This is a genomic window from Thalassospira sp. CH_XMU1448-2 (assembly GCF_037027285.1).
Classification (GTDB): Bacteria; Pseudomonadota; Alphaproteobacteria; order Rhodospirillales; family Thalassospiraceae; genus Thalassospira; species Thalassospira profundimaris_C.
The window spans coordinates 62,798-81,741 of the sequence record NZ_JAYMEA010000006.1 but is presented as its reverse complement, the minus strand read 5'-3'; the positions used below and the strand labels follow the sequence as shown (position 1 = coordinate 81,741).

General features: G+C 53.6%; 21 protein-coding genes and 2 tRNA genes. 12 read left to right on the top strand and 11 right to left on the bottom strand.

Annotation, left to right across the window (positions count from 1 at the left end; translation table 11 throughout):
• The first annotated feature begins 58 nt into the window (after window positions 1-58).
• Window positions 59-382, top strand: a complete 324-nt coding sequence (locus WA318_RS18360) for a hypothetical protein (protein ID WP_336083475.1) — start codon at window positions 59-61, stop codon at window positions 380-382.
• A 90-nt stretch (window positions 383-472) separates the two neighbouring features.
• Here WA318_RS18360 and WA318_RS18355 read toward each other — a convergent pair whose 3' ends face one another.
• Entirely contained in the window at window positions 473-1,507 is a 1,035-nt protein-coding gene (locus WA318_RS18355; RefSeq protein WP_114099282.1) for a hypothetical protein, read from the bottom strand.
• Between the two features lie 203 nt (window positions 1,508-1,710).
• Window positions 1,711-2,736, bottom strand: coding sequence for a GGDEF domain-containing protein (locus WA318_RS18350; protein WP_336083472.1), 1,026 nt, complete (start codon window positions 2,734-2,736; stop codon window positions 1,711-1,713).
• A 271-nt stretch (window positions 2,737-3,007) separates the two neighbouring features.
• On the opposite strand from WA318_RS18350, the gene WA318_RS18345 reads away from it, so the two are divergent.
• The 3 genes from WA318_RS18345 (at window position 3,008) to WA318_RS18335 (ending at window position 5,161) form a co-directional block, all read left to right on the top strand.
• Window positions 3,008-3,793 carry a hypothetical protein gene (locus WA318_RS18345; protein ID WP_336083470.1) on the top strand — a complete coding sequence of 262 codons (786 nt, stop codon included), beginning with the start codon at window positions 3,008-3,010 and terminating at the stop codon, window positions 3,791-3,793.
• 360 nt (window positions 3,794-4,153) lie between these two features.
• A complete protein-coding gene (locus WA318_RS18340) occupies window positions 4,154-4,360 on the top strand; it encodes a cold-shock protein (protein ID WP_008892097.1) in 207 nt (68 codons plus the stop codon).
• A 129-nt stretch (window positions 4,361-4,489) separates the two neighbouring features.
• Window positions 4,490-5,161 carry a 5-formyltetrahydrofolate cyclo-ligase gene (locus tag WA318_RS18335; RefSeq protein ID WP_336083466.1) on the top strand — a complete coding sequence of 224 codons (672 nt, stop codon included), beginning with the start codon at window positions 4,490-4,492 and terminating at the stop codon, window positions 5,159-5,161.
• A 12-nt stretch (window positions 5,162-5,173) separates the two neighbouring features.
• Here the strand turns inward: WA318_RS18335 and WA318_RS18330 are convergent, their stop codons facing one another.
• From WA318_RS18330 to WA318_RS18320, 3 genes are all read right to left on the bottom strand, one after another.
• Window positions 5,174-5,566 (bottom strand): GFA family protein, encoded by a 393-nt coding sequence (locus tag WA318_RS18330; protein WP_114099286.1) that lies wholly within the window; start codon window positions 5,564-5,566, stop codon window positions 5,174-5,176.
• A gap of 116 nt (window positions 5,567-5,682) precedes the next feature.
• A tRNA-Gln gene (locus WA318_RS18325) sits at window positions 5,683-5,756 on the bottom strand.
• Window positions 5,757-5,837: 81 nt separating this feature from the next.
• Window positions 5,838-5,911, bottom strand: a tRNA-Gln gene (locus WA318_RS18320).
• A gap of 243 nt (window positions 5,912-6,154) precedes the next feature.
• Between WA318_RS18320 and WA318_RS18315 the strand changes: the two genes are divergently transcribed.
• From WA318_RS18315 to WA318_RS18290, 6 genes are all read left to right on the top strand, one after another.
• Window positions 6,155-7,345, top strand: a complete 1,191-nt coding sequence (locus tag WA318_RS18315; RefSeq protein WP_336083465.1) for a Ppx/GppA phosphatase family protein — start codon at window positions 6,155-6,157, stop codon at window positions 7,343-7,345.
• Between the two features lie 63 nt (window positions 7,346-7,408).
• Complete coding sequence (locus tag WA318_RS18310; RefSeq protein WP_114099287.1) at window positions 7,409-8,215, top strand: RlmE family RNA methyltransferase; 807 nt, start codon at window positions 7,409-7,411, stop codon at window positions 8,213-8,215.
• A gap of 176 nt (window positions 8,216-8,391) precedes the next feature.
• A complete protein-coding gene (locus tag WA318_RS18305) occupies window positions 8,392-8,916 on the top strand; it encodes a PAS domain-containing protein (protein WP_336083463.1) in 525 nt (174 codons plus the stop codon).
• A complete protein-coding gene (locus WA318_RS18300; protein WP_181850362.1) occupies window positions 8,891-10,228 on the top strand; it encodes a methyl-accepting chemotaxis protein in 1,338 nt (445 codons plus the stop codon). The genes WA318_RS18305 and WA318_RS18300 overlap by 26 nt, the downstream gene beginning before the upstream one ends.
• A 252-nt stretch (window positions 10,229-10,480) precedes the next feature.
• The gene (gene guaB, locus WA318_RS18295) at window positions 10,481-11,947 is read left to right on the top strand and encodes an IMP dehydrogenase (RefSeq protein ID WP_336083460.1); all 1,467 of its coding nucleotides are present in this window, start codon (window positions 10,481-10,483) and stop codon (window positions 11,945-11,947) included.
• Between the two features lie 212 nt (window positions 11,948-12,159).
• The gene (locus WA318_RS18290; RefSeq protein ID WP_114099362.1) at window positions 12,160-13,497 is read left to right on the top strand and encodes an RsmB/NOP family class I SAM-dependent RNA methyltransferase; all 1,338 of its coding nucleotides are present in this window, start codon (window positions 12,160-12,162) and stop codon (window positions 13,495-13,497) included.
• A gap of 203 nt (window positions 13,498-13,700) precedes the next feature.
• On the opposite strand, the gene WA318_RS18285 is transcribed toward WA318_RS18290, so the two are convergent.
• Window positions 13,701-14,018, bottom strand: coding sequence for a hypothetical protein (locus WA318_RS18285; protein ID WP_336083458.1), 318 nt, complete (start codon window positions 14,016-14,018; stop codon window positions 13,701-13,703).
• Window positions 14,019-14,308: 290 nt separating this feature from the next.
• On the opposite strand from WA318_RS18285, the gene guaA reads away from it, so the two are divergent.
• Window positions 14,309-15,862 (top strand): glutamine-hydrolyzing GMP synthase, encoded by a 1,554-nt coding sequence (gene guaA, locus WA318_RS18280; RefSeq protein WP_336083456.1) that lies wholly within the window; start codon window positions 14,309-14,311, stop codon window positions 15,860-15,862.
• A gap of 61 nt (window positions 15,863-15,923) precedes the next feature.
• Here guaA and WA318_RS18275 read toward each other — a convergent pair whose 3' ends face one another.
• The 5 genes from WA318_RS18275 to WA318_RS18255 form a co-directional block, all read right to left on the bottom strand.
• On the bottom strand, window positions 15,924-16,076 hold the full coding sequence (locus WA318_RS18275) for a hypothetical protein (protein WP_336083454.1): 153 nt from the start codon (window positions 16,074-16,076) through the stop codon (window positions 15,924-15,926).
• 13 nt (window positions 16,077-16,089) lie between these two features.
• A complete protein-coding gene (locus WA318_RS18270) occupies window positions 16,090-16,845 on the bottom strand; it encodes an SDR family NAD(P)-dependent oxidoreductase (RefSeq protein WP_336083452.1) in 756 nt (251 codons plus the stop codon).
• Between the two features lie 105 nt (window positions 16,846-16,950).
• A complete protein-coding gene (locus WA318_RS18265; protein ID WP_336083450.1) occupies window positions 16,951-17,367 on the bottom strand; it encodes an MAPEG family protein in 417 nt (138 codons plus the stop codon).
• 105 nt (window positions 17,368-17,472) lie between these two features.
• Window positions 17,473-17,682 (bottom strand): helix-turn-helix domain-containing protein, encoded by a 210-nt coding sequence (locus WA318_RS18260; RefSeq protein WP_114099298.1) that lies wholly within the window; start codon window positions 17,680-17,682, stop codon window positions 17,473-17,475.
• Window positions 17,682-18,236 carry a DUF2975 domain-containing protein gene (locus tag WA318_RS18255; RefSeq protein ID WP_336083447.1) on the bottom strand — a complete coding sequence of 185 codons (555 nt, stop codon included), beginning with the start codon at window positions 18,234-18,236 and terminating at the stop codon, window positions 17,682-17,684. Before WA318_RS18255 ends, WA318_RS18260 begins: the two co-directional genes overlap by 1 nt.
• 180 nt (window positions 18,237-18,416) lie before the next feature.
• On the opposite strand from WA318_RS18255, the gene WA318_RS18250 reads away from it, so the two are divergent.
• Window positions 18,417-18,857, top strand: coding sequence for an ArsR/SmtB family transcription factor (locus tag WA318_RS18250; RefSeq protein ID WP_114099364.1), 441 nt, complete (start codon window positions 18,417-18,419; stop codon window positions 18,855-18,857).
• Window positions 18,858-18,944 lie beyond the last annotated feature (87 nt).

Below are 18,944 nucleotides of genomic sequence, written 5' to 3'. Positions count from 1 at the left end.
GTTTTTTGGGTGCAGTGTAATCATATGTAATCAAACAACTGTTGTGGGATATTTGGCTATGCGCGAGATACGCTGTATCGTTTTTGAAGATGGCGAATTGATCAAGGCACTTTTGGCGCATGGTCGAAGGACTGGCAAAGCATTGCCAGCCGGGCATATCAGCAGTTTTGAAATTCAAAGATCAAAGGACGTTATCGCCCGCATGACGATTACCTCGGACGAGGGTGGAAAGACCATTGTGCCGACATCGGGGGCGGAACTTGCTGCGGCGATGATTGCCTATTGTATTGATCGGAAAGTCCCGGTGCCTGCGAATTCAGCAAAGGCAATCACTGTGATCGACGATCATGTGGCGCTGAAGATCACTATGAGCGGTGACTGACCCGACATTTTCCCGGACAGCGAAAAGATAAAGGCGCGAAAAGTGTGTTCGCGCCTTTTATACATTCGCCGGGCAGGATGAGGGTGGTGTTTACCACTGCATCATTTTGCCTTTGAGCGCGCCCATGCGTTCATCTTCATTTTTGAAGCTGTGTTGTTCCGACACGCCGTCCTGCATCTTGGTGATCAGCAGCCATTCCTTGACCTTCATGAAGCGTGGAGCAAGGAACTGGTATGTATCCTTGACCAGACGCACTGCCTGCGGGCCACGTTCAAGTTCAAGTTCTTCCCACTGAATAATCAGCGGTTGCCAGGCGCGCAGGCGCTTGTAAAGATCGTCTCGCTTGCTACGGATATATTGGCGCTGTGACGTGAAGTTACGCAGAACCGACATGATTTCACCGGTATTGGCATCAAGCTCGTCAAAGGTGTTTTCGAACTTCCTTTTGGCGTCATCCAGCAGCCGGATGGCCTGCGTGACGGTCTCAAGAACGCCTTTTTCATGGGCATAGATGCGGCGAAGTTCCTGCATCTTGCGATCGACCGTCAGGATTTTGCGATACCGTACGCGCAGCGTTTCGATATAGGACAACTCGTCGGCAACCTGATGGACAAGATTGACGACTTCCTCGCGGTTTTCCTTGCCAAACCCGAGTTTCTCGGCAACCTCGTCAAAGGCTTGGTTGATCTTTTTCTTGGTGTTCGGATCTTCGGCGATCTGCATCAGCTCGTCCGGGTCAGTAATGAGTTCTTCACTTCCTGACATCCAGGTCACGAGCTGCATGGTGATACGGTTATAGGCGATTGCCTGATTTTCCTCGTCGACTTCCCATGATGCTTCGCCAGTTAGAACTTCCAGTGGCAGATTGTCGCCGGGGCGCAACACACTAACGAAATTCAGGGCCTGGTCGATCAGGCTGATGAGGTCGCCATCCTTGGAATCAGGGTCAATGTCGAATTCGCGGCAAATGGCGCGCAAAGGCAATGAAACGACAGATCCCTCTGCCATTTTAAGGACAAAGAGAGCTTCGTCTGAGATATCAGACTTCTGGAAGTGGCATTCGTCGAACGTTTTGAAGATCTTGTGTTCAAGCTCGATCTTGCGTTCGGTCTTAGGTGTCTTCATTCGGTTGCTCCGCCCCGCAAAGCCTTTGCACTTCTATGTTGTGCATTACAGGGTCGATTGTAAGTGGCTCGAACCTGTCATTTCGACTTGTCAGGACACGTGTGTTGGCTCGATGTCTACCTGCTTGTTCTTCGTTCCGGTTTTCTCTTGTGTCAGAGATTTTGTCGCCGGAAACGACTGCATTGATGCCTTATACCACTGAATTACTGCAGAACGCAGGTGTTCCTGCCATCCTGTTTCGCGAGATAAAGGGCTTTGTCTGCGCGGTCAACAAACTCAAGTATATTCTCCCCTAGTTGGTAGGACGTCAAGCCAATAGAAACGGTTAACTTACCGAAATCCTTGCCTGTTTTCTTGTTTATAATGCGCTGTGTCGAGACGTTTTCACGGAGTTTGTTTGCCAGCTTTTCAGAATTCTCTTTCGTGGTATTGGGCAAAATCACGGCGAATTCCTCGCCGCCATAGCGCGCAACGGTGTCCGCCCCTTTGGTCGAACTGACGAGAACCCGGGCGACGGCTTTCAGAACCCCGTCACCAGCCCGATGTCCGAAATTGTCATTGAACTCTTTGAAATGATCGATATCGATCATCAGTAACGATAATGGTGCCCCGGTTTCCATTGTGGTGGTCACGGCATCACGCAGCGAATTGTCGAAATTCTTGCGGTTGGCAATGCCGGTCAGTGTATCGGTCAGGGCATCGCGCCGCACCAGTTCAAGTTCGTTACGTACCCGGCGCACTTCCTTGTGATATTCGTCAAGACTGCCATTGAATGATCCGTAGCATTCTCGTGCCTTTTGAGATGTCCCCGAAAGATCGCGGCTGACAGAGCGTGCATCATCAAGGGTGATATCATCGGATGAAAGCTTTTGGGATGCGCTGTCAAATTCATCACAGAACAGTTCTGTATCCCGCATCACGGAATGAACTGCTTCCTCGACACGTTCGACGGCGGCCTGCAGACCTTCGACACCCTGATTGATGTGCTGTTCCATCGCATGTGAGCCAAGATATTTGTGATAAATCCGAAAAACGGTTTCTTCATCGAGTTCCTGTGTGTTTTTGATCAGGACCTTGAGGAGCTGGCACAGTTCGGGAATTTCATCTGAAACGTAGCTATAAAACACGTGATAAACCTGTGGCGTTGGCTGCAGGTTAAGTTCATTTATCAGCGCCATGACAGTATGCGCGATATCACGCGGGTTTGCGATCTTGGTTGTCGCTGTCACTTGATCTATTCCGATCCGAAAGTCGTTCCCATTCAGTATTTTCGGTGTCCCGGTTCGTCTTTATTGCATCTTATGATCTGATGTTTTTGCGCTCGTGCATGCGCCGTTTCGACGCATTCTGGATTCATTGTTCCATAATCCATCTAATTGTAGGGCAATGTCACGTGAAACCGTCGAACAAATCATGACAAAATCAGACATTCATTTTTAAAGAGGCCGTTAAGGCATTACGAGATAACGGCTTCTTGAACTGAAAGATATAGAATGCCACATGTTATCCCTGTCGGGAGTTTACCTTCATGGTGGTGTCATGGTGTTGATCTTGTCGTTCCGCACTGTTGCTTTGACAATTGTGGTCATTGTTTGTGGTGTGTTCTCGATCACAACCACGATGGCGTCAGAACCTGCGCCGTCAGGCGCAAACCGCGCGCATATCAGGGTCGGAAATGTCGTGCATGTAACGCCGACATGGCTTTCGACATTGTCCTCGCAGCAAGCCCGGTTTTACAATGTCCTGGTGGCGTCGCCGGATATGGACTGGCATGATGGTATGCCGTTCGACCGGATGATGAGCCTTTATGATCAGGGAAACCTTGATTGTATTGTCGCCGAAGGATACCGGGCGCTCGAAGGATCGATCATTTCCCGACATGATGTTCTGTTCGAACTGGTAATATTCGGACGGACCGGAGATACCTTGCTGGATCGCAATGTGATTACGGTAGGATATCTTGCAACCTTGCCAAAGCTCGAAATGCCCTTTGCTCAACCGATTGAATGGTATGGGTTACGTACCATCAGGCAGGGCGCTGAACTGGTCAGGGTTGGCAGGATTGACGTGCTTGTTGCGCATGCCGGATTGTTTGACGAAGACCCGCTTATCGAGCAAATGCCATTCCCGCCGGTTCATGTCGTTGTGCTGACATTGCAATGCCATGATACGCCGGAAAATCGCAGCTTTCTGTCGAGCTTTGACAGGCGCATGGACACCGAACGTGAACGTGTTGAAAATCTTCCCGGAAGTCATCAATTGCTGCGTCATTTCATGTCCTATTGACCATGGGTCTGGAATGGATGGGTCAGATTTTTCCAAACGAGTGTCGCAGGCTGGAGCCATTATGGACATTCCCGGTTGCCGCGGTTTTATCTATGGGTGTTGAGTGGTTTTGAATTTTCAACCATAGGAAATTACATGATCGACAGCGAATATCCGATGCCGAAAATCGAACTTCATACATGAATCCATTGCACTAAGCCCGAAATTCGCGTAATTGTTGAAACGATGCAGTGCATCTTTCATGTGCATGGTTGCCTTCAAGTTGAAAGTAATTGTGCTCTTTATGGGTGTGGTGCAGGGACTCTTTCTAGCATCTCCTTCTTCGGGGGTGCGCTTACTAAACTAAGGACGACTACGGATATGGCTACCGGAACGGTTAAGTGGTTCAATGCGACCAAGGGTTATGGCTTCATCACCCCGGACGAAGGCGGAAAAGATGCATTCGTGCACATCACCGCTGTTCAGCGTGCTGGTCTGCAGGGACTTGATGAAGGGCAGAAGATTCAGTTTGAGCTGATTGAAGGTCGCAATGGCCGCATGTCGGCAGAAGAACTCGCCATTCTCTAATTTTCTATCTGGCTTGCAGCTTTTTTGCTGACAACCGTTAACGCGCCGGGCTCCCGGCGCGTTATGCGTTTATGGGGTTTTGCTGTAGGCTTTCCGTTCCGAGAAACCCGAAAACAGTGTGTAACGTCCATGAGCCTTGATCTTCCCGCCCCACCGTCATCCGAGGATGAAAAAAGCCAGTCCGAGTGGCGACAAGCCATCAGGCGGGTGTTGCTCGATTGGCGCGCGACACTGGATGCGGAAACGCACCGGCATCTTTCGGACCTGGTGCGATCCAGTTTCAAGGCTTTCCTTTTAGAGCGCCCCAAGGCCACTGTCGGCTTCTACTGGCCAATCCAGAACGAGATTGATCTGCGCCCGGTTATTGAAAGCCATCTTGATAGCGGCGGCAATGCTGCCTTGCCAGTGGTATCGGGCAAGGACAAGCCGATGGTATTTCATAACTGGACGCGTGACAGTGAAATGGCACCGGGATATGCCAGGATTCCCGAACCGCAAAACAGTGACGAAGTTCCTGTTCATGTACTGTTGGCGCCACTGGTCGGGTTCGACCGGGCAGGGTACCGGTTGGGTTATGGTGGTGGTTTTTTTGACCGCACTCTTGCGATCATGCCCCGCAAGCCTTTGGTGGTCGGGATCGGGTTCGAGGCGACCGGCATCGAGGACATCAAACCACACCAATATGACATACCGGTCGACATCCTGATTACAGATGCAGGCGTCCGGTTTGTAACAGATCGGGCGGAACCGGCGGGTGGCAAGTCTGATCAGTCATCACCGCCCTGTCATTTGTGCAGCTAGACTACCTGCGCCCTAATCCTCGTTACGGCGCGACGATGGCCGGTCTTTTTCGTAGCTGTGCTTGAGCGGGAAGGAGGGGAGCCATCCTTCACGCCGGATGGTCCAGAGTTCATATGTCGGGGCAAACTGGTCTGGCGCGTCAAAGATACCCAGATTGATTTCGATCTCGTCGTCACTGTGGCCGTAAATCGACGAGCCGCAGGTCGGACAAAAATGCCGTCCTTCAAATGAACTGGTGTTGCCGGTGACGGTTACTGCGTTTTGCGGAAAAATGGCAGAGGCATGAAACAGCGCACCATGGTGCTTGCGGCAATCCAGGCAATGGCACAACCCCACCCGATAGGGGGTACTGGTTGCCTCAATCCGAACCTTGCCGCAAAGGCAGCCGCCTGTGACGCGATCCATCTTCCGTCTCCTGAAAAATGCAATAACCCCCAAGCTTTACAATGAACAGCTGTTCATGTGCAAACGCCAGCGCGCAAATGTCAGGATATCAAGGGATGTGTTCAGGAAGGGCAGAGTGGCTGGGGAACCTGGACTCGAACCAGGACTAGCGGAGTCAGAGTCCGCGGGTCTACCATTAACCTATTCCCCAGCAGTATCTTGCTGTGCGTTATTTATATCCCGGACCGCATGTCATGCGCAATGTTCGGGCCATTGCGACGTCCGGCAAAGTTGGCTGGGGAACCTGGACTCGAACCAGGACTAGCGGAGTCAGAGTCCGCGGGTCTACCATTAACCTATTCCCCAAGAAAACTTGGTCCGCCCGACACGCGATGTGTCATGGCGTGGGGCGCTATGTATTAAACCCGCCCGGTTTTGGCAACCCCTTTTTTGTTTCGATTTGTTCAACCATGCGATTACTGCATACGGGATTTGCCTTGTCGGGGATTGTCGTTACACTCATATAGCTGATTCGCAGGATCGTCATATAAATGTCTTGATGATCCCCGATACAGATTGAGCAGATAACAAAAGGCAGGTTCTCAGAAGGTGAAGCAGGTTAATCCCCATAGCAACTCGCACAGGGCAGAAAGCCCCGCAGGCGGCGCTGCCATGGGTGACCATGCGGTGCTTGATGTGCCCGAGAAACCCGCAATGCCAAAACCCGGCCAGGCCGTTCAGGTGCCTGGCGAGCGCGGCAAACCTGCGCGCATGGTTGATTGCATCACCGCCCCGCTTTATGCAGCGATTGATCTTGGCAGTTCGAACTGCCGGCTTCTGGTTGCGCGTCCGTGTAATGACGGGTTCAAAGTGATTGATGCGTTTTCACGTGTTGTCCGGCTGGGAGAGGGCGTGCGCGAAAAGGGATATCTGTGCGAAGCGGCGATGGAACGCGCGATTGATGCGCTGCGTGTCTGTGCCAAGAAATTGCGTCGCCATCCGGGCGCACGGTTGCGTGCTGTTGCGACCGAGGCCTGCCGCACGGCCAATAACCGGGACGAATTCGTCCGTCGTGTTCAGGACGAAACCGGCATTACCCTTGATATTATCAATCCCGATGAAGAAAGCCGTCTGGCACTTCAGGCCTGCTCGGCCCTTCTTGATGAGCGCCCCTATGCCGTCGTGTTTGATATTGGCGGTGGCAGTACGGAAATATGCTGGATCAAGGTCGATAGCACGGGGAAGACCCAGTGCATTGAAACGCTTTCGATGCCTTGCGGTGTCTTGTGCCTGACCGAACGCTATGCCTCGGTTGAGGAACGGCGCGAACGGTTTGAGGCCATGCGTACCGAAATCCGTCAGCGTCTTGAAGAATTTGCCAAGCGCAATTGCTGCACTGACATGCTTGATGACGACAAGGTGCAGATGGTCGGTACGTCGGGCACTGTAACGACGTTCTGCGGCATTGCGCTTGGTCTTGAACGTTATGAGCGTCACAAGGTCGACGGATCGGAATTGCGCTTTGATGATGCCGAACGCGTGACCGAGCTTCTGCTCCGGATGGAAGCCGACAAACGCAAGGGCCATCCCTGCATCGGTAATCAGCGTGCAGAATTGATGGATGCGGGCGCTGCGATTTTCGCCGCGATTCGCGATATCTGGCCTTTGGCGACACTCAAGGTCGCTGATCGGGGCCTGCGCGAAGGTATTTTGGTCGATTTGATGCGTGCGGATGGTCATGCTATTGACCCGTGCGACGCACGCCGTCATACAGTGTCGCATATTCCGGCCACATCCTGATCGGTCAGACGAGAACGTCCCGACAGGTCATTGGCCAAAACAGAATTCAGTTCAGGAAAGATCATGAGCGAAAATCGCAGCGGAAAAGGCGGGCAGCGCCGCCGCAAGGGTTCGGCCATTGCAGCCATTGATACCGGTGCGCGGCGTGGCCTGCGCACACGTGTCAAAAGTGCCAAGGGACGGAAACTGTCATCGACGCGCTGGCTCGATCGTCAGCTCAATGATCCCTACGTTCAGGAAGCCAAGCGCCTTGGCTATCGGTCGCGTGCGGCTTTCAAGCTGATTGAAATCAACAACCAGTTCGACTTGCTCCGTCCGGGCATGCGCATTGTTGACCTTGGTGCTGCACCAGGTGGCTGGACGCAAGTCGCCATTGACATGGTCGGCTCCAAACAGGGACGTGGTCAGGTTGTTGGTCTTGATATTCTCGAATGGGAAGGCCTGTCGGGGGCGACCTGTTTGCAGGCCGACTTCCTTGATCCCGAAGCACCCAACATGATCAAACGCGCCCTTGATGGCCCGGTTGATGCGGTGATTTCCGACATGTCGCCCGAAACCACCGGGCATCGTCAGACCGATCACATCCGGATCATTGATCTGGTTGAACATGCGCTTTTGTTTGCCGAAGAAGTGCTGGCGCCGGGCGGCATCTTTATTGCCAAGGTGTTCAAGGGCGGCACGGAAAACGATCTTCTTGATCGTGTGAAAAAGAACTTCCGCGTCACCAAACATGCCAAGCCACCGGCTTCGCGTCCCGAAAGCCCGGAGGCCTATCTGATCGCGACCGGCTTCCGTGGTCAGAACAATGCCGAAGACGATATCAAGAATGCCGAAGTTGGCGAAGGTGATGGATGGTCACCTGTTGAATAGGTACTGATTTGCCGTCATTCGATATTGAAACGGGAAAATCAAATAATCGTTTTCGCTTGCGCTACATCAAACCAGCTCGCAGACTTTACAGGTTATAGTTGCAGTTAAATCTGCAACGTAATGATTGTGGGAAATAGGGGCCGTTCGGGGACGGTCCTTAGAGTGGGGTGTGTCTGATGAAACAAGACAGTCTGTTCTTGACCGGCGTCGAACGTCATTTCGACGTAGATGAAATTATTGTGTCAAAAACCGATCTTAAAGGTCGGATCACTTATGCGAATGATGTGTTTTTGCGGGTGGCTGGATATCACGAACGAGATATCCTTGGTCAGCCCCACAGCATTATCCGCCATCCCGATATGCCAAGATGTGTCTTTTCGTTGTTGTGGCAGACCATCGAAGCCGGGCGCGAGATCTTTGCCTATGTCATCAATCGTTGCTCGAACGGCGACCATTACTGGGTTCTCGCCAACGTGACGCCGACCTTCGGGCCGCAGGGCAAAATCATCGGGTATCATTCCAACCGTCGTGTTCCGCGACGCGATGCAATTGAAAAAGTCATTCCGCTATATGCGGCCCTTTGCAAAGAAGAAGCAAAAGAACGAAATCGCAAAGATGGAATGGCGCGGGGAACCGCGATGGTCGGCAAGCTTTTGGGGGAAGCAGGCATCGATTATGATCAATTTGTTTTCACTCTCTAACCTGCGATTGGTGCTGGCGGTGTGCTGGTGCCTTGGGCTTTTGACAGTTTCGTCTGTGTTCGCAGTTCCTGAACTCATGGCCTATGCGATCCCGGTGCTTGGCGGATTGCTGACGGTTTGCTGTGTGTCGGGGGGGCTGACCATCTATCGCCAGCAGCGTTATCTTGATGAATTGTGCGATACCGTTCTTGCTGCTGCAGATGGCAACATGGATGCCCGCATTTCCAATCGTCAAAAGCGCGGCAAGCTTGCAAACATGCAAAATGCGGTCAACCAGCTGCTTGATCTGACCGAGGCCTTTACCAAGGAAGCCGCAGCGGCAATGAACTGTGCGTCGAGAGGCGACTATTACCGCAAGATCGTCCCGCGCGGATTGCGCGGTGATCTGGTCGGCTATGCCGAGAAGGTCAATAGCGCACTCGAGATTATGGATGTTCAGACCAAAACGTTCCGCAGCAGTGCAGGGCGGATTGGTGATGATCTCAAACTTGTTGTTGGTGATTTGTCCAACAGTGCGCGAAGCCTGAGTTCAAATTCAGACTTCCTGTCGCAAAATGTCACCAGAATTGCCGATCAGGCTGCCGAGATGCGAAAGGCGGCCGAAGAAAGCAGTGCTGCGCTTGACGGGATAGCAACGGCTACCGAGCAGTTCAGTGGGTCGATCCAGCAAATCGGGAGCCAGATTGACGGTTCGGCGACCTTGTCTGAAACCGCAGTCGAACGGGCCCGTTCAGCTGCCGAGCATATGGAACGTCTTGATGCATTGGCAACACGCGTAACCGGCGTAGTCGAATTGATTACCGATGTTGCCGAACAAACGAACCTTCTGGCGCTGAATGCAACGATCGAGGCTGCGCGGGCAGGCGAAGCTGGCAAGGGATTTGCGGTTGTTGCGTCCGAGGTCAAAAACCTTGCCAATCAGTCCAGTCATGCGGCCGAAGAAGTCATTCGTGAAATCGGCGAGATGCAGGAAATGACCCGCGAAGCGGTGGCCTTTGTTCGAGATATCAGTGAAAAGATTAACGAAATCGATGATGGTGCGCGCCTTGTTGCCAACGCAACGCGTGAGCAAACCGACGCGGTGAACGAGATCAGCAATCGTATCGAGCAAGCTGTCTGCCGCATGCGTGATATTGTCACCAGTGTCGGACATGTTGCTTCGGGAACGAATGATTCCCGTGAAGTTCTGGTCACGCTGCATAACGAGGCGACAGGCCTGTTAGGGCGTGCAGAATCACTTGATGGTGACGTTCGGAACTTTATCAGCCAGGTTCTTGATGACCGTGCGAAAGAAACCGCCAAGCAGGCATAGTTGAGGTTCCGCGCAAGTCTTGTGCGCTTGGCGAAACCGGATTTTATGTCTGGAAATTCGGGGTGATGGCTATTGTTTAATCAGAACAGTGTGACTGACCAGCCTGTCAGCAGTCCCATCGACCAGTTTCTAACGGAATGCGCAAAATAAAGCATCAATAAAATCACAGGGCTGTTATGGGTGCGGAAAACTTGGCATTTGGGGCATAACATGTATAAATTCCGCGCCAACTCAGATTAACGAGGTGGCCAGATGACCCGCATTGTAGAAGCCCTGACGTTTGACGACGTTTTGATCAAACCCGCAGCATCCGAAGTGCTGCCTGCTCAGGTGCAGACCAATACCCGCATTACCAAGAAGATTGACCTGAAGATCCCGCTGCTTTCCTCGGCTATGGATACCGTAACCGAAAGTGCAATGGCGATTGTAATGGCGCAGCATGGCGGCATGGGGGTTATTCACAAGAACCTCGATATCGCTCAGCAGGCCGAAGAAGTTCGCCGTGTAAAGAAATTCGAATCGGGCATGGTTGTTAACCCGATCACCATCCACCCGGACCAGACGCTGGCAGATGCGCTTGATCTTATGGATGTGAACCACATTTCCGGTATTCCGGTTGTTGAACGTGGTTCGAACAAACTGGTCGGTATTCTGACCAACCGTGATGTTCGTTTCGCTTCGAACCGCGCACAGCCGGTTTCCGAACTGATGACCCACGAAGGTCTGGTGACGGTAACCGAGAATGTCGATACCACCGAAGCCAAGAAACTTCTGCATCAGCACCGTATCGAAAAGCTTCTGGTTGTTGACGATGCCTATCGTTGCACCGGCCTGATTACGGTCAAGGACATCGAGAAAGCCAAGCTGCACCCGAATGCCTGTAAGGACGAAAGCGGTCGCCTGCGTGTTGCTGCGGCAACCGGCGTTGGCGAAGCAGGCTTTGAACGTGCTACGGCTCTGGTCGAAGCCGGTGTTGATATTCTGGTCATTGATACTGCCCATGGCCACTCGGCTGGCGTGATCAAGGCGGTTGAACAGATCAAGTCAAAAGTCGGCGACACCCAGATCATTGCAGGTAACGTTGCAACCGCTGCTGCGGTAAAGGCATTGGCCGAAGCCGGTGCAGATGCTGTCAAGGTCGGTATCGGTCCGGGCTCGATTTGCACCACCCGTATTGTTGCCGGTGTTGGCGTTCCGCAGCTTACAGCTGTGATGGATTGTGCCGAAATGGCCCATACCCTTGATATTCCGATTATCGCAGATGGCGGGATCAAGTTCTCGGGTGACATCGCCAAGGCAATGGCAGCGGGTGCGAGCACCTGCATGGTGGGCTCGCTTCTGGCCGGTACGGACGAAGCACCGGGCGAAGTCATCCTCTATCAGGGCCGTTCCTATAAGTCCTATCGTGGTATGGGGTCGGTTGGTGCGATGGCACGTGGTTCGGCTGACCGTTACTTCCAGCAGGATGTTCAGGATAACCTGAAACTGGTTCCCGAAGGCATCGAAGGCCGCGTTCCTTACAAAGGTCCGGCAGGCCAGATCATTCATCAGCTGGTCGGCGGTCTTAAGGCGTCCATGGGTTATACCGGTTCGGCAACGCTTGCCGATTTCCGTGAACGTGCCGAGTTTGTTCGCATCACCAATGCGGGCCTGCGCGAAAGCCACGCCCATGATGTGACCATCACCCGCGAAGCCCCGAACTATCGTCCGGGCAGCTAGACGGAACGCTTCGCTTTTTGATTGGCTTGGCTGCCTTGCGTTTGACGCTGTTGGCGAAAGGGCCAAGCCATGATAAGAGCGGCGCAAGAATTCGGGTGACGGCAGGCTTTCCTGCCGTCATCGTCTTTTTTATCGTATTTATCGCAAGGCGTGTTCGCGCTTCCCATATCCGAAGCAGCAGTAACACCCGCAAAACAGGTTGGAAATTCGCTTTGAAACCCGGTGCACGTATCGCGGCCGTCATTGAACTTTACGACGGTTGGACCCATACCCGAGACGACGCAGACCGCGTTGTGTCCGGTTATTTCGGATCACGCCGTTATATCGGCGGTGGCGATCGCCGTGAAATCAGCGAACGTTTCTATAACCTGATCCGTCATCAGGCCCGTCTGGGCTGGTGGCTGGCAGAAGTCGGATACGAGTTTCAGGATGGCCGCGCACGCATGATCGCTGATCTGGTGTTGCATGATGGCCTGAAAACTGCCGAAATCGCCGACCGGTTCTGTGGAGAGCAATTCTGCCCGGAAACCCTGCATCCGAATGAAAAGCACCTGATCAACAAGCTGTCTGACAAGACCCTTGATCATGATGCCCAGCCCGGTGCAGTTAAAACCGAACTGCCGAAATGGCTTTATGCCGAACTGATGAAGCTTCATCACGAAAACCTTACGGCGGAGATGGCAGCCTATAACCAGCCGGCCAAACTTGATCTTCGCGTCAACCGTCTGCGCGGCACGGTCGAAGATGCCATCAAGTCGCTTAAAGCAGACGGCATCAAGGATATCGAGCGTACCCCGTTTGCACCCAATGGTCTGCGTCTGCCGCTTGGCCTGAATATGCTGGTCACGGCGGCCTATAAAGACGGTCTGATCGAAATTCAGGACGAAGCATCACAGATTTGCGTCAAGCTGGTCGATGCCAAACCGGGCATGACCGTGCTTGATATGTGTGCGGGCGGTGGCGGCAAAACGCTTGGTCTTGCGGCAGACATGCGCGGCAAGGGTCGTATTCTTGCCTGTGATACCCATGGTGGCCGACTGGATAATGCCCGCAAGCGTGCACGCCGCGCCGGTGCGGGCGATTGCATCCAGCAGCGCATCATTGCCGATGAACGTGACAGCTGGTTGCGTAACAAATCCGGTTTCTTTGACCGCGTGTTGCTGGATGTGCCCTGTTCCGGTCTTGGAACGTTGCGCCGTAACCCGGCTTTGCGCTGGCGTATCGGTCAGCGCGACCTGCGCACCCTTATGGGGCAGCAGAGCAAGATCCTTAAGGCCGGTGCCGCAAAGGTCACCAAGGGCGGTCGTCTGATTTATGCGACCTGCTCGATCATGCCCGAAGAAAACGAACGCCTGATTGAAACCTTTATGCGCGATCGCAAGGATTTCCGACCGGTTCCGATCAGCGAAATCTGGCCCGATGCACCGAAATCCGTTCCGGTTCCGGGCGGCAAGGACAAGCCCTGGCTGCGCCTGTCGCCAAATGTTCATGGCACGGACGGGTTCTTTGTGGCGGTGTTTGAACGTACGGCCAAAGGCAAGGTAAAGTAATGGCAATGGCGGCCAAGGCATATGGAAACCAGACCAAAACCTTTGCCGCCCTTAATCTGCCTGCAAAGAAAAAGGCCCTGCGAGCGATCCCCGCAGGGCCAGTTTTGTTTCACCGTGAACGCAATATTGCGTTGATGGACTCTTCTGCAAATTGCCGGTGCCACGGCCTTTCGGGTGTTGGCCCGATATCGACGGAAAACCGGTTACTCGGCTTTTTCGGTCGCGCCATCAAAGATGGTAGTCGGCTTGTCCAAACCTTCGGAATTCTCAAGATTGTTCATGCCCGGAATGTCGTCGTCCTGGGCATCCGGGCCGGTCTTCAGGCTTTCGCCGATTTCGGCACTCGGCTTGGCCGGGGTCATGGTTTCGGACTTCTCGGCCGGTGCGCTTTCTTCAGTGCCAAAGATCGGCAGGGCCGAACCGCCGTCCTTCTGGGTCATTGCGATTGCGGTTGCTGTACCGGCAACCAGAATAAGACCAGCGACAGCGAGTGCGATTTTACTACCTTTGGAAGTGCTCATGATTTCGTGTCCCTTGCATTGATCAAAAGTGCGTTGCTCATGGTCGGACGCGTTGTTTCCCGCGTTCCGTTGATTGGGATAATGCACGCCCATTGCGAAGGAAAAAGGGACCAATTGTGGGGTTTTCAGGGGGAGTTGCGCGCAAAAACGCCGCAATCTCCTCCAAATGCCTGGGCTAAGGGCAAAAGTTTTTTGAATGCATCGTTGGGTGACCACCTGCGCCGGGTTGCCCATCTCGATGGTTTGGCGTATGTACGGCGCAACCCCATCTTCGACGGAGATACGGCCCGATGACTGATCGCGTGCTGATTATTGATTTCGGATCCCAGGTCACCCAGCTGATTGCACGTCGCGTGCGTGAAAGCGGTGTCTATAGCGAGATCCATCCTTTTAATAACATCTCGGATGCGTTCCTTGATGAATATGGCCCCAAGGCCGTGATCCTTTCGGGTGGCCCGGCGTCTGTCCATTGGGACAAGGCACCGTCAGCACCGACCAAGGTGTTTGAGCTGGGCGTGCCTGTTCTGGGTATTTGCTATGGTCAGCAGACCATGGTCAACCAGCTTGGCGGCAAGGTCGCGACATCCGATCATCGTGAATTCGGTCGTGCCTTTGTCGACGTGATCGAAGATTGCGCGCTGTTCACCGGGGTGTGGGCGGCTGGCGCACGCGAACAGGTCTGGATGAGCCACGGCGACCGCGTTGATGCGCTTCCTGATGGTTTCCGCGTAGTTGGCAAATCCGAAGGCGCACCGTTTGCCGCCATCGCCAATGACGAAAAGAAATTCTATGCGGTTCAGTTCCACCCGGAAGTGGTCCATACCCCGCATGGCGCGCAGCTCCTTAAGAACTTTACGCATGGCGTTGCCGGTTGCTCTGGCGACTGGACGATGAATGCCTATAAGGACGACGCGATTGAGAAAATCCGCAAACAGGTCGGTGACGGCAAGGTCATCTGTGGTCTGTCGGGCGGTGTTGACAGCTCGGTCACCGCGGTTCTGATCCACGAAGCGATTGGCGATCAGCTGACCTGCGTGTTTGTTGATCATGGTTTCATGCGCTCGGGCGAGGCCGATCAGGTCGTTTCGCTGTTCCGTGACCATTACAACATCCCGCTGGTCCATGTTGATGCGTCCGATACCTTTATCGGTGCCATCGAAGGCGAAACCGATCCGGAAGTAAAACGCAAAACCATTGGCCGTCTCTTCATCGAAACCTTCGAAGAAGAAGCCAAGAAAATCGGTGGTGCAGACTTCTTGGCACAGGGAACGCTTTATCCGGATGTGATCGAAAGTGTGTCCTTCACCGGTGGCCCGTCTGTCACCATCAAGTCGCACCACAATGTTGGTGGTCTTCCGGAACGCATGAACATGAAGCTGGTGGAACCGCTTCGTGAATTGTTCAAGGACGAAGTCCGTGACCTTGGTCGTGAACTTGGCCTGCCTGACAGCTTTGTTGGTCGTCATCCGTTCCCAGGACCGGGTCTTGCGATCCGTATTCCGGGCCAGCCGATTACGCGCGAAAAGCTTGATATTCTGCGCAAGGCTGATGCGATCTATCTCGAAGAAATCCGCAATGCCGGTCTTTATGACGCCATCTGGCAGGCATTCGCCGTTCTGCTTCCGGTGCGTACCGTTGGCGTGATGGGCGATGGTCGTACCTATGACTATGCGTGCGCGCTGCGTGCGGTCACCTCGACCGATGGCATGACGGCGGACTTCTATGCGTTCCCGCCGGAACTGCTTGGCCGCATCGCCAACCGCATCATCAATGAAGTCAATGGCATCAATCGTGTCACCTATGACTTCACATCGAAACCACCGGGAACCATCGAGTGGGAATAAGCTTTCCGATAGCGGAAACACCAAACGGCGCGTCCAGTGGATGCGCCGTTTTTGTTTGGAGCTAGTTCGAGCCGGGCCCATCCGACCCGCAATCGCCTGTGGAGTTACACGCATTTGACAGGACCTGTTGGACACTGCGTTGCCAGTTGAAGGTCAGGCAGGATGACAGGACCAGTATGGCGGTCAATGCGATGATCAGGCGAAGCGGGCGCATGGTTGCATGGCCTTTATTTTCGGCGGAGCGCAGGCAGGCCGACACCGGTCGTCTCGAATCCGCCATCTGCGGCAACGATTTGACCGGTCACGAAGCTTGCCTTGTCCGAGCAAAGGAAATGGATGACTTCGGCGATTTCATTTTCGGTGCCGTATCGGCCAAGCGGCATGGCATCAAGATAGGCCGAGATGATTTCAGGTGAATGCACCGCCATCGCCAGTTTGGTTTTGACCGGGCCGGGACAGACGCAGTTGGCGCGAATGCCATATTCGCCAAGTTCGGCGGCCTGTTGTTTGGTCATGTGAATGACTGCGGCCTTTGATGTGCCATAGGCCACACGAAGGGTTGACGCGCGAAGGCCCGAGATCGAGCCGATATTGACAATCGCCCCCTTGGTTTGCTTCAACGCCGGAATAGCGGCCTGCGAGACAAGGAAGACGCCATCAAGGTTGGTTTCCATGATCCGGCGCCAGGTGGCAAAGCTGGTTTCTTCGACCGGCAGGAAATCGGCCACCCCGGCATTGTTCACCACCACATCAATCTGGCCGAATGCCGCAAGCACATCGGCGATCATTTGATCGACCTGTTCGGGAACCGAGACATCAAAGATAAACGGTTTGGCATCGGAAAGATCGGCAGAGGCGCTGAGCAATTCATCTCCGTCACGGTCGATCATCGCGACTTGCCAGCCTTGAGCGATAAACAGTTTGGCGGTGGCCAGTCCAATTCCGCGTGCAGCACCGGTGACCAGGGCGATCTTCTTTGACATCTATTGCTTCCTCTCCTGAAGTGTTTTGCTGTTTGTGCGACATGTTGCCATCGCTTGACGTCATTTAGGCAAAACATTCTTCAGGCAGCAAGCACGGGTTAAACTCTAATGCCAAAACAATTGGGCGGCATAGACCAGCATCGAGAACAGGCTGATGAAATAGGCGATGGATCGTACGCCATTGACGCCCGGCAGCCGGGTAATACCGGCAATGTAAAACCCGGCATGTGCAATCCGGGCGATCAGGAAAAGGGTGGCGCAGATAATCGTGACCGTGTTGGAAGCCCCGATGACGTGTGCGCAAAGGACAATGATCGCAAAGGGAACCAGATTTTCAAGCTGGTTCTGATGGGCGCGAAGGCCACGCGCGGCAATACCGGTACGTTCGGGCAACATATCGCGATTGCCCATAAGGCGTTTGCCGCCAACACCGGGTTGCATGGCATAGGCGTAGTTATACATCCATGGCAGGCCAAGGCAGATCAGCGCATTAAGCAATAGAGTGAAAAGTTCGTACGTCACCAGATATCCAACCATGCTGTTTCATTAATCGACTTACGTCTGAAACTGCATGGTTGGATCAAGGGCGAGGGGAATATGCCGTGCGCTTGCTGCGCTGTGTAGGGGTCAGGTGTCGTCTTCAAATTCCAGAAGGTCGCCGGGTTGGCATTCCAGTTCCTTGCAGATCGCGGCAAGGGTTTCAAACCGCACGCCGCGTACCTTGCCCGATTTCAAAAGCGACAGATTCTGTTCGCTGATGCCGATCCGGGCAGCAAGATCCTTGGATTTCATCTTGCGGGTGGCAAGCATCACATCAAGTCGGACAACAATCCCCATCAGACAAAGCTCCGGTTTTCATCGTCGATCCGGGCTGCTTCGCCAAGAACCCAGGCAATCACGATAATCAGAGCGCCAAGGAAAAGGGTGCTGGCCTCGGCATTGCCAAGCCCGATCGACAACATTCTTTCACCCGCCGGACGATGGAAGGTCGCCAGAACCGATGTCACAGCCCCGGTCAGCGGTTTGGCCAGTGTTTGCACCAAAAGCGCGACACCAAAGACCTTAAGGTGCCTGATTGGCGCGGGCTGGAAAATGATGTCACGGGAAAAGGCCCTGAACATCTTGCGCAGATGATTGAGCCCGTAAGCCATGATCAGGGAAGGGATCATCATGACCAGCATGGTGGCGTATTTCTGCCAGCCGGAAAGAGCATGAAGATCGGCAATGCTGACCGTCATCTGACTGCTGCTGGTTTCAATCCAGCCCGGCACATACCAGATGATCGGAACGACAAAAAACTGGAAGATGATGGCAAGCGCACATCCCCAATACAGAACGGTACTGAGGCGACGCACGTTTTGAAGGGTATCAGGTTTAGTTGCGGTCGTCATTTGTGGGGCTCCTGAATGTGGGTGTTCTCGAATCGATTTATAAAGTTCATGTAAAACATGAATAAGTTATCGAAATGAGTCAATATTAAAACCGTATTCGGGGGGCGTTCAGTGTAAGAATGCTGGCATAAGTGGATCGTTCCCCTTGCCATGGCCGGGCAGGCATGGAAAATAAGGGCCATGTCAGAAAGCAAAACCAGTTCCCCGATCGCCAAGCCCGTGTCATCGCGCGCAGAAAATGACTGTCAGGAATGCGATACTGCGGCCCGTCTTGGCCTGAGCACCGAACAGGGCGAGGCCGTAACGCGCGATGCATCGCGCGCGGTGGGAGCGGATTTGTCTTTGCCCCATATCGAGGCGGCAGCAAAAATCTTTTCGCTTCTGGGGGATGCCGGGCGCTTGCAACTGGTTCTGCGCTGTATGGAAAAACCGCAAACGGTGAGCGAACTGGCAGATGCGACCAACATGTCGCAATCGCTTTGCAGCCATCATCTGCGTCATTTACGCGATCAGCGGATTCTGGCGTCCGAGCGGCGCGGACGGCATATTTTTTATCAGATTGATGACGAGCATATTTCGCGCGTGGTGCGCGATGTTTTTGCGCATGTCACCCACGACTGATTTTTTTCGTTTTTAGTTCAGCTGTTTGACTGGGTTTACCAGTGTCTATGTTGGTGTCAAAGCCGGGCAACGGGCATGTGCGATTTT